The sequence below is a fragment of the Streptomyces sp. NPDC079167 genome (assembly GCF_040686735.1).
Lineage (GTDB): Bacteria > Actinomycetota > Actinomycetes > Streptomycetales > Streptomycetaceae > Streptomyces.
In genome coordinates this window covers 1-11,810 of sequence record NZ_JBFBLO010000038.1, presented here as the reverse complement: position 1 = coordinate 11,810, position 11,810 = coordinate 1, and the positions used below count along the sequence as shown (strand labels likewise).

Here is an 11,810-nt window from a genome sequence, read left to right as displayed (position 1 = left end):
GGCCGCACCCGGAGCATCCCCACCCCGACGACTCACCAGCAACAAGTGCCGAACACCACGCTCCACCACCAGATGGCGCGCCACCACACCACCCAGCACACCGCCGGCGCCCGTCACCAGCACGGTGCCGTCACCGACCTCAGGAGCACACCCATCGGTGCCTGCGGGCACCCTCACCAGCCTGGGCACGAACAGCTCGCCCCCACGCACAGCCATCTGAGGCTCGCCCGACGCCACCGCGGCCGACAGAGCGGATTCATCGGCATCGACATCAATCAGTACGAACCGGCCCGGATGCTCCGTCTGGGCGGCCCGCACAAGTCCCCAGACGGCAGCCTGTGCCGGATCCGGCGCAGAGTCGCCGTCGCAGGCGACCGCCCCCTGTGTCATCACCGCCAGGCGGGCATCGGCGAACCGCTCATCGCCCAGCCATTCCTGGACGAACTCCAGTGCCCTGCCTGCGATCTCGTGTGCCCGGGACGCGGCGTCCACGTCATCGGAACCCGCTCCCCCGAACGACACCACCACCACGCCCGGCACCGTGTCCGCGGAAGCCACGTCCGCGTGGCGAGCGATATCGGGAAGGTCGTCCGCGGAGCCCATCGGCTTCGCCACCCACTCGACCCGGAACATCGCGTCGCCGAGCGCATGTTCCGAGGGCTTCAGCTGATCCGGCCCGACGGGACGCAGCGCGAGCGTGTCCACGGAAGCGACCGGGTAGCCCGTTCCGTCGGCCAGCAGCACGGAGACTCCGGACCGAACGCGCCGGATCCGGACCCTCAGTGCACGTGCGCCGATCGCGCTCAGCGTGACGCCGCTCCAGGCGAAGGGCAGCTCGACGGTGCCCGGCTCACCTCCGGCGTCAGGCGTCGCCGACCAGCGAATGGCGTGCAGTGCCGCGTCCAGCAGAGCGGGGTGCACCCCGAACTGCTCGACGGCGGCGCCGTCCGGCAGGGCCACCTCCGCGTAGACGTCGTCGCCCTGCCGCCAGGCAGCCCGCAGCCCTTGGAACAGCGGACCGTACTCGTAGCCGGCCTCGGTGAGCGACTCGTACAGGGTGTCGACGGCGAGCGCCTGCGCCCCGGCCGGCGGCCACTCACTCAGACCGTCGCTCGTCGGCGCCTCTGCGTGCGTCGCCGTTCCGGAGGCGTGCAGGGTCCACGCGTCCTCCGGTGCGTCGGCGGGCGTCGCATAGACGTGCACATTGCTACGGCCCGACGCGTCCGGCAGTGTCGCCGTGACCTGGAGCACGATCGCGCCGGAGTCCGGGACGACCAGCGGAGCCTCGATCGTCAGTTCCTCCAGCAGCTCACATCCGACCTGGTCAGCGGCGTGCAGAGCCAGGTCGACGAAGGCCGTGCCCGGGAGCAGCACCGAACCGAGAACGACGTGGTCGGCGAGCCAGGGGTGCGTCTCTACCGACAGCCTGCCCGTCATCACCACACCGTCGGAATCGGCGAGCCTGATCGTTCCGGAGAGCAAGGCATGCCCTCCGGGCCGCATGCCGGTCGCCGCTATGTCGCGCCCCTGCCCGGGGGCCGACTTCAGCCAGTAGTGCTGGTGATGGAAGGGGTACGTCGGCAGGTCGACACGCTGGGGGCCGCGTCCTTCGAACAGGGCATGCCAGTCCAGCTCGGCCCCGTACGCATGCGCCTCGGCCAGCGACATCGTGAAACGCCGGGCCTCGTCCTCATCACGGCGCAGCGTGCCCAGGGTCACGGCATCGGAACCGGCGGCGGCGAAGGTCTCCTGCAGACCCATGGTGAGTACGGGGTGCGGGCTCACCTCGACGAACACACCGTGCCCCGAACTCACCAGCGCTCGGGTCGCCTTCTCCAGCAGGACCGTCCGGCGCAGGTTGGTGTACCAGTACTCACCGTCCATACCGGCGGTGTCCAGCAGTTCTCCGGTCACCGTGGAGTACAGCGGCACCTGCGAAGTGCGCGGGGTCAGGTCTGCCAGTACCTCCAGCAGCCGGTCGTGGATCCGCTCCACATGCGCGCTGTGCGAGGCGTAGTCGACGTCGATGCGCTTGGCCCGCGCCCCGTCGGCCCTGCATGCATCCCGGAACTCGTCGAGCGCGTCCGCGTCGCCGGAGACCACCACGGAGGTCGGCCCGTTGACCGCTGCGACCGCCAGGCGGCCCTCCCACCGGGCGAGCCGTTCGGCTACCAGATCGGCGGAGTCTGCCACAGCCAGCATGCCGCCCGAACCCGAGAGTTCCAGGATCGCCTGGCTCCGCAGCGCCACGACCCGTGCACCGTCCTCCAGGGACAGCCCACCAGCCACACACGCCGCAGCGATCTCACCCTGCGAATGACCCATCACAGCCGCAGGCACCACACCAGCCGCCCGCCACACCTCGGCCAGCGACACCATCACCGCCCACAACACCGGCTGCACCACATCAACCCGGTCGAACCCAGGCGCACCCGCATCACCACGCAACACACCCAGCAACGACCAGTCCGTATGCACCGACAACGCCGCCGCACACTCACGGACCCGCTCCGCGAACACCGGCGAGGACTCCATCAGACCCGCAGCCATACCCACCCACTGCGAACCCTGCCCCGGGAAGACCAGCACCGGACGCGTCACATCGGCAGCGACACCCCGCACGACCCCCGGCCCGGAACGTCCCTCCGCAAGGGCACCCAGAGCGGAACGGAGTTCCTCGACGTCGCCGGCAACCAGCACCGCACGATGCGGGAACCTGGTACGGGCGGTGGCCAGCGACCACGCCACGTTCTGCAAGGCCGATCCGGGCTGCCGGTCCAGCAGACCGGCAAGCCGGACCGCATGCTCCGCCACCGCGTCGGGTGTTTTCCCGGACAGCACGAACGGCAGTGCCGCACTGCTGAGCGGTGGGGTCCCGTCCGTCGGCGTCCCTGTCACGTCCTCGCTGGGAGCCTGCTCAAGAATGACGTGCGCGTTCGTACCACTGATCCCGAACGACGACACACCGGCCCGCCGGGGCTCGTCCTTCTCCGGCCACGCCACCGACCGGGCAAGGAGCTCGACGGCCCCGGCCGACCAGTCGATCTGGGGGGACGGCTTGTTCAGGTGCAAGGTCTGCGGCAGCACACCGTGCCGCATCGCCATCACCATCTTGATGACGCCGGCCACTCCGGCAGCAGCCTGTGCGTGTCCGATGTTCGACTTCAGCGAGCCCAGCAGGAGAGGGCGGCCGTCCGGCCGGCCCTGTCCGTACGTCGCCAGCAGCGCCTGCGCCTCGATCGGGTCACCCAGCCTCGTCCCCGTACCGTGCGCCTCCACCGCGTCCACCTGGGCAGCCGACAGACCGGCATTCGCCAAGGCCTGCCGGATCACCCGCTGCTGCGACGGGCCGTTCGGCGCCGTCAGACCGTTCGACGCACCGTCCTGGTTCACCGCACTGCCCCGCACCACCGCCAGGACCTGATGGCCGTTGCGCCGCGCGTCGGAGAGCCGTTCGAGGAGCAGCAGCCCGGCGCCCTCGGACCACGCGGTGCCGTCCGCGTCGTCGGAGAAGGCCTTGCAGCGGGCGTTCACGGCGAGGCCGCCGTGCCCGCCGAACTCGGCGAAGATCCCCTCGTCGGCCATGATCATGACGCCGCCCGCCAGTGCCAGGGAGCACTCGCCCGACCGCAGTGCCTGCGTGGCGAGGTGCAGCGCCACGAGCGAGGAGGAACACGCGGTGTCGACCGACACCGCCGGCCCTTCCAGGCCGAAGGTGTACGCCACCCGGCCGGAGACGACACTGCCTGCTGTGCCGGTCAGCACATGTCCGGCGACGCCCTCGGGAAGCTGGTCGAGCGATGTGGCGTACCCGGAGGTGGACGTTCCGGCAAAGACACCGGTGCGGCTGCCGCGTACGGACGAGGGGTCGATACCGGCCCGCTCGAACGCTTCCCAGGCCGCTTCGAGGAGCAGCCGCTGCTGCGGGTCCATCGCCAGCGCCTCGCGCGGTGAGATCCCGAAGAAAGCCGCGTCGAAGTGTCCTGCGTCGTGGACGAACCCGCCCTCGTGGGGCAGGTCGGAGCCGTCGTCGGGGGACGGCAGCCGCCAGCCCCGGTCGGTCGGGAAGCCGGAGATCCCGTCGGTGCCGGTGGCGACGAGGTCCCAGAGGTCCTCGGGTGAGTTCACGCCGCCCGGGTAGCGGCAGCTCATGGCCACGATCGCGATCGGTTCGTCGGTGTCCGCGGCTCCGTTCCGTACGGCGGAATCGGCGAACGCGGGGGATCCCGGCGTCTCGACCAGGGCGCTGTGGAGGTGGCCGGCCAGCAAGGCCGGGGTCGGGTAGTCGAAGATCAGTGATGCGGGGAGCCGTAGTCCGGTCGACGCACCCAGGCGGTTGCGCAGCTCGACGGCGGTGAGGGAGTCGAAGCCGAGCTCCTTGAAAGCCCGGCCGGGGCGTACGGCGTCCGCGTCCGAGTGTCCGAGAACAGCTGCCGCCTGTGCGCTGACGATGTCCGTCAGCACCCGCGTCTGCTCGGACTCGTCCAGTCCCCTCAGCCGCTCGGTGAGCGTCGATACCTCGATGGCCGCCGAGGCCACGCTGCGCCTGTTGGACCTGCGCCCTCCGAGTCCCAGCCCTCTGAAGAGGGACGGCTCCTCCGCCCGTCCGCGCAGGGACGTCGCGTCGAGCTTCATCGGTACGAGAACGGCCTCGTCCACGGCGACGGCGGCATCGAACAGGGCCGCGCCCTCCTGCGCCGACAGACTGGTCAGTCCGCCTCGGGCGCTGCGGCCAGCAGTCGTCCCGCGGAGCCGGTCGATCATGCCGCCGGCCTGCTCCCACGGACCCCAGGCGAGGGAGGTCGCGGGCAGCCCCTCCCTCCGCCTGACCTGGGCCAACGAGTCCAGGAAGGCGTTCGCGGCCGCGTAGTTGCCCTGGCCGGGCGCCCCCAGAAGTCCGGAGGTGGAGGAGAACAGAGCGAACACTGCGAGGTCCAGGTCGCGGGTCAGCCGGTGCAGATGCCAGGCGGCCTCCGCCTTGGGCTTCAGTACCGCGTCCAGACGGTCACCGGTGAGTGAGGAGATGATGCCGTCGTCGAGCACACCCGCGGCGTGGACCACGGCGGTCAGCGGGTGCTCCTCGTCGATGGCGGCCAGAAGGCCGGCGAGCGAGTCGGCGTCGGAGACGTCGCAGGCGGCCAGGGTGACGTCGGTGGCGCCGAGCTCGGTGAGTTCGGCTGCGAGTTCCCGCGCGCCGGGCGCGTCAGGGCCGCTCCGGCCGGCCAGCACGAGGTGCCGGGCGCCGTGCGTGGCGACCAGGTGCCGGGCGAGTACGCCGCCGAGCGACCCGGTGCCGCCGGTGATAAGCACGGTTCCGTCGCGGTCGAGCGGCTGCGGAACGGTGAGCACGACCTTTCCGATGTGGCGGGCCTGGCTGAGGAAGCGGAAGGCCTCCGGTGCCCGGCGGACATCCCAGGTCCGCACCGGAAGTGGACGCAGTGCCCCGCTCTCGAACAGCGCGACGACCTCGGCCAGCATCCGGCCGATCCGCTCGGGCCCGGCCTGGATGACGTCGAATGCCTGGTAGGCCACCCCCGGGTGGGCGCGGGCGACGGTTTCCGGGTCCCTCACGTCCGCCTTGCCCATTTCCACGAACCGCCCGCCGCGTGGCAGCAGCCGCAGCGAGGCGTCCACGAAAGGCCCGGCGAGGGAATCCAGCACCACGTCGACGCCACGTCCGTCGGTGGCGGAGAGGAACTGCTCCTCGAACTCGAGCGTGCGCGAGGACGCCATGTGCTCGTCGTGCAGGCCGAGTTCTCGCAGGGCGTCCCACTTGCCCGGGCCGGCCGTCCCGAACACCTCGGCACCGAGGTGACGCGCCAACTGTGTGGCCGCCATGCCCACACCGCCCGCTGCGGCGTGCACGAGGACCGACTCCCCGGGCTGGAGTGCGGCAAGGTCGACCAGACCGTAGTAGGCGGTGAGGAACACGATGGGCACCGAGGCGGCCTCGGTGAACGACCACCCGTCGGGAATCCTCGCGATCATGCGGTGATCGGTCACCGCGGTGGGGCCGAAACCGCCGCTCAGCAGGCCCATCACCCGGTCACCGGGCACGATACCGGTCACCCCGGGACCGGTCTCCACCACGACACCGGCGCCCTCGATGCCCATCGTGGCGTGTCCCGGATACATGTCGAGGGCAATGAGGACGTCGCGGAAGTTGAGCCCCGCCGCACGTACGGCCACGCGTACTTGGCCGGATTCGAGCTCGTTGCGCGCTTCCGGGTGGGGCAGCAGCCGCAGTCCGTCGAGCGTCCCCTTGCTCATGCTGTCGAGCCGCCAGGCCGTGCCGTCCACAGGCGGCAGCAGTGTGCCGTCCTGCCCGGACCGAACGAAGCGGAGGGCGAGGAGCACTCCCCCACGCACGGCGAGCTGCGGCTCGCCGCTGGCGATGGCACGGCGTACGACACCGACGTCGGGCCCCGCCGTTTCCTCCAGATCCAGCAGGACGAAACGCTGCGGGTTCTCCGACTGTGCCGACCGCAGCAAGCCCCAGACGGGGGCGGCGGACAGGTCGGAGGCGGCGTTCGTGTCGCCGCCCGTGTCGACGGCCCGGCGGGTGACGACGACCAGCCGACAGGCGTCGAGGCGCGGTTCGGAGAGCCATTCCTGGAGGACCCTGAGCGTGCGGTGTGCTGTTCGGTGCGCGGCTCCGAGCACGTCGGCGTCCTCGGCCGCGCTGTCGGTGGTTCCGAGCAGTACGACGTCCGGTGCGGCGGCGCCCGCATCGAGGACGGCGGTCAGCGCGGTCATGTCCGCGTACGAGTCGCAGCCGTCGAGGCCCAGGCCGGCACCGTCGGCTGTCAGCACGGCCCAGGACGGCGCCTCACCACCCTGCTCCGGCCAGGGCGCGTCCTGAGCGACCTCGACCCAGCTCAGCTGGAACAGCGAGTCCGCGGTGGCGCGATGCCGGTCGTCGAACTGCTCGGCGGTCACCTCGCGCAGCGTCAACGCTTGGATGTGCGCGACGAGTTGCCCGGCAGCGTCGGCCAGGACGAGCGACATCGTGCTGTCGCGGCCCGTGGACGCGATCCGCATCCGCAGCGTGGTGGACCCGGTGGCGCGGAGGAACACCCCGTTCCAGGAGAACGGCAGCCAACCGCGCCGCTCAGCGCTCGCCGGGCCATCCGGTCCGTCGCTGCCCAGCAGACCGCCCACAGCGAGGGAGTGGAGAGCGGAGTCGAGCAGTGCCGGGTGCACGCCGAACCCGGCGACGTCGAGGTCGGCCACCGCCACTTCGGCGAAGACCTCCTCGCCACGGCGCCAGACCCGCTGCAGCCCTTGGAAGGCCGGACCGTAACCGAAACCCTGGACGGCGAGTCGTTCGTACAGCCCTTCGGCATCGATCTCCGTCGCGTCGCGCGGCGGCCAGATCCGCAAGGACTCCCGTACCGAGGATTCTGCGGCGGTCTCGACAGCGGCGTCGACGGGCGCGAGCAGTCCGGTGGCGTGCTGGGTCCAGTCGCTCTCCTCGGCATCGGCCTCCCCAGGGCGTGAGTGCACGCTGACAGGCCTCCGCCCGTCGGCCTCAGGGGTGCCCACCACTACCTGCAGCTGGACACCTGCCGACTCGCGGAGCACCAGTGGAGCCTGCAGCGTCAGCTCGTCGACCAGTTCGCATCCCACGTGGTCGCCCGCGTGCAGGGCCAGGTCGACGAAGGCGGTGCCCGGCAGCAGGACCGAACCCATGACGGCGTGGTCGGCCAGCCATGGCTGCGTCTGGAGCGACAGTCGCCCCGTGAAAAGGAACTCATCGGTGTGCGCCAGCCCCACCGCGGCGGCAAGCAGCGGATGATCGCCGGTGCGCAGCCCGAGTCCGGCCACGTCCCCGGTCTGAGGCCAGGTGTTCTTCGGCCAGTACCGCTGACGCTGGAAGGCGTACGTCGGGAGGTCGATTCGTCGGGCGCCGGTGCCGGCGAAGTACGCCGCCCAGTCGACGGACCCTCCGCGTACGTGTAGCTCTGCGAGTGCGGTGACCAGTGCCGTCGCCTCGTCGCGGTCCTTTCGCAGCACCGGGGCGAACGCCGCACCTTCGACGCACTCCTGGCCCATCGCGGACAGCACACCGTCCGGACCCAACTCCAGGAACGCCGTCACACCCTGCTCCTGGAGGGAGCGCATCCCGTCGACAAAACGGACCGCCTCACGGACGTGGCGCACCCAGTAATCCGCAGAGCAGATCTCGTCGCCCGACACGACCTGACCGGTCACGTTGGAGACGATCCCGATCTCGGGCTGGTGGAAGGTCAGCGTCTCCGCGACCGCACGGAAGTCCTCCAGCATGGCATCCATACGAGGCGAATGGAACGCATGGCTCACCCGCAACCGCTTGGTCTTACGACCCTCCGCCTCAAAGTGAGCGGCGATCGCCAGAACAGCGGACTCGTCACCGGAAATCACGGTCGCAGACGGCCCGTTGAGCGCAGCGATGGACACGTCGCCGGTCAGCAGCGGCAGAACTTCGTCCTCGGTCGCCTGGAGGGAACCCATCGCCCCACCCGCCGGCAGTCCCTGCATCAGACGGCCCCGTGCCGCCACCAGCTTCGCCGCGTCCTCCAGCGACAGCACCCCGGCCACATGCGCAGCCGACAACTCACCAATCGAATGACCCAGCAGATAGTCCGGCCTCACACCCCACGCCGACACCAGGCGGAACAACGCCACCTCAAGAGCGAACAGCCCCGCCTGCGTGAACTGCGTCTGATCCAGCAGCTCACCACCCGCAAACACCACATCCCGCACCGGACGATCCAGATGCCGGTCCAACTCCGCACACACCGCATCGAACGCATCCGCGAACACCGGATAGGACTCGTACAACTCACGCCCCATACCGGAACGCTGCGCACCCTGACCCGAGAACAGCACGGCGGTCGGGCTGTCGTCGATCGCCGTGGCTGTGACCACGTCGGCGGATCGCGGGTCGTCGGCCAGTGCCGCAACCTGGCGCAGGAGGCTCTCCGAGTCGGCGCCCAGGAGCACTGCCCGGCTTTCCATCGCGGTCCGTGCCACGGCGAGGGAGTAACCCAGGTCGACGACGCTGTGCGCCGTCGCGTCGTGGGAGGCGAGCAGACGAGCGGCTTGTTCGGCCAGGGCCGAGGTGGACTTGGCGGAGAGGATCCACGGAACGACCGGGAGCACGGTGGTCGCAGGCAGCACCTGCTCTGCCGCTTCTTCGGGCTGTTCGAGGATGACGTGCGCATTGGTGCCGCTCATCCCGAACGACGACACGCCCGCCCGTCGTGGCTGTCCCGTCTCGGGCCAGGCCGCCGATTCCGTCAGCAGCTCGACGCCTCCCACTGACCAGTCCACGTGGGACGAAGGCTCGTCCACGTGCAGGGTCTGCGGCAGCACGCCGTGCCGCATCGCCATCACCATCTTGATCACACCGGCCACGCCGGCCGCACCGGCGGTGTGACCGATGTTCGACTTGAGCGATCCCAGCCTCAGCGGCCGGTGCTCGGGTCGGTCCTGGCCGTAGGTCGCGAGCAGGGACTGCGCTTCGATCGGGTCGCCGAGCCGGGTTCCCGTGCCGTGGGCCTCCACCACGTCCACGTCGGCCGGAGACATTCCGGCGTCGGCCAGCGCCTGCCGGATCACCCGCTGCTGAGACGGCCCATGGGGGACGGTGAGACCGCTGCTCGCCCCGTCCTGATTGATCGCAGAGCCCCGGATGACGGCAAGGACAGGGTGTCCGTTGGCGCGGGCGTCCGACAACCGTTCCACCAGCAGCATGCCTATGCCTTCGCCCCAGCCGGTGCCGTCGGCTCCTTCGGCAAAAGCTTTGCACCGGCCGTCAGCCGCCAGACCACGCTGCCGGGAGAATTCCAGGAAGGCACCGGGGGTGGACATCACCGACGCCCCACCCACCAACGCCATGGAGCACTCGTCCTGGCGCAAGGCCTGGGCCGCCCAGTGCAGAGCCACCAGCGACGACGAGCACGCGGTGTCGACGGTCGCGGCCGGTCCCTGGAAGCCGAGGGCATAGGCGATCCGGCCGGACATGACGCTCGCGGCGTTTCCGATGGCGAGGTAGCCACCGAGCTCTGCCGTTTCGTTGTGCAGCAGCGCGGCGTAGTCCTGAGCATTGGAACCGATGAAGACACCGGTACGGCTGCCGTGCAGCGACACCGGGTCGATACCGGCCCTTTCCAGCGCCTCCCAGGCCGTTTCGAGCAGCAGACGCTGCTGCGGGTCCATGGCCAGCGCCTCACGCGGTGATATCCCGAAGAACTCGGCGTCGAAGTCACCGACGGAACTGAGAAAGCCGCCTTGGTCGGCGTAGGTCGTGCCCGGGTGGTCCGGATCGGGATGGTAGAGCCCGTCCGTGTCCCAGCCGCGGTCCGACGGGAAGCCCGCGATCGCGTCCGAGCCGTCAGCCACCAACTGCCACAACTGCTCGGGCGAGCGGACATCACCGGGGAACCGGCAGCTCATGCCGACGATGGCGATCGGCTCCTGGCCCTCGGACTCGACCTCGTGGAGCCGCTGCTTCGTCTGCCGAAGCTCAGCGGTCATCCACTTCAGGTGATCCAGGAGTTTCTCTTCACTCGCCATCGGAAACAGCACCGCCCCTTGAGAAAGCCATGGTTTGCACGCGCGTCAACAACTGCCGTTCAGGACTTGCCGAATTCGCGTTGGATGAGGTCGAAAATCTCGTCCGATGTGGCCGCGTCCAGCGCGGGATCCACCTCGACGGTCGTCGGCGTGAGCGTGTCCGACCACGTGACACGTGCCTGGGGGCCGCCCCACGTAGCCAACAGGCCCTGGAGTCTTTCCGTGATGTCCTCACGGTCGACGCCTGTGTCGGGCAGCCCCGAGAGCATCCGTTCCAACTCGGTGATGGCCGAGGCGACCGGGGCCGCGGCCGACATGTCCTGGGCCAGCTCGGAACACAGGTGCTCCGTCAGCGCCGCGGACGAGGTGAAGTCGAAGAGGAGCGTGGTCGGCAGGCGGAGCCCGGTACGCGAAGACAGCCGGTTGCGTACCTCGACGGCCATGAGCGAGTCGAAGCCCAGTTCCACGAAGCCCCGTCGGGGCTTCACGGCGTCGGACGACTCGTGTCCCAGCACCCGCGCCGCCTCGCCCCGCACGAGTTCGAGCACGATGCGGTGCTGTTCCGGCTCGGTGGCCGAGGACAGCCGTTCCCTCAGGCGTATCGCCGCGTCGTCAGGGCCGACGTCCGCCGCTGCTTGCACCTGCGTCAGTGCCGCGCGTGCGTCTACAAGTTCACCCAGAAGAGGGCTCGGGCGCCGTGTCGTGAACGCGGGTGCGAAGCGTTCCCAATCCACGTCGGCGACCGTGAGGGTGGTCTCGTCTTCGGCCAGCGCCTGGCGCAGCTCGGCGACCGCTCGGGCAGGAGCGAGTGCGACGAGTCCGTGCCGGTGCAGGTCCTCGGTCGTGCCCTCGGCCATCCCGCCTTCGGCCCAGGGGCCCCAGGAGATGGAGGTCGCGGTCAGGCCGCGGGCCCGGCGCCGCTCGGCCAGGGCGTCGAGATGCGCGTTGGCCGCCGCATAGGCCGCCTGGCCGCCGCTGCCCCAGACGGCGCTGATCGACGAGAACAACACGAACGCATCCAGGGGCCGGTCACCGAAGACCGCGTCCAGGTTGTCCGCACCCGTCACCTTCGCACGCAGCACACCCGCGAACTCATCCGCGGTCATACCCACCAGACCGGTCATCTGACCGACCCCCGCCGCGTGGAACACCGCCCGAACCGGGCTTCCGGCCGCCTCGACCTCTTCCACCAGCCCCGCCAGAGCATCCCGATCACTCACATCACACGCCGCGACCACCACCTCGGCGCC

Annotated in this window: 1 protein-coding gene and 1 pseudogene; both read right to left on the bottom strand. The window is 70.2% G+C overall.

Annotated elements, in window-relative coordinates; genetic code table 11:
• Positions 1-10,521, bottom strand: a pseudogene (locus tag AB0P41_RS35580) (SDR family NAD(P)-dependent oxidoreductase); the annotation flags it as partial.
• A 98-nt stretch (positions 10,522-10,619) separates the two neighbouring features.
• Positions 10,620-11,810: beta-ketoacyl reductase (locus tag AB0P41_RS35575; protein ID WP_365936153.1), on the bottom strand; the 1,191-nt coding region annotated here is incomplete at its 5' end.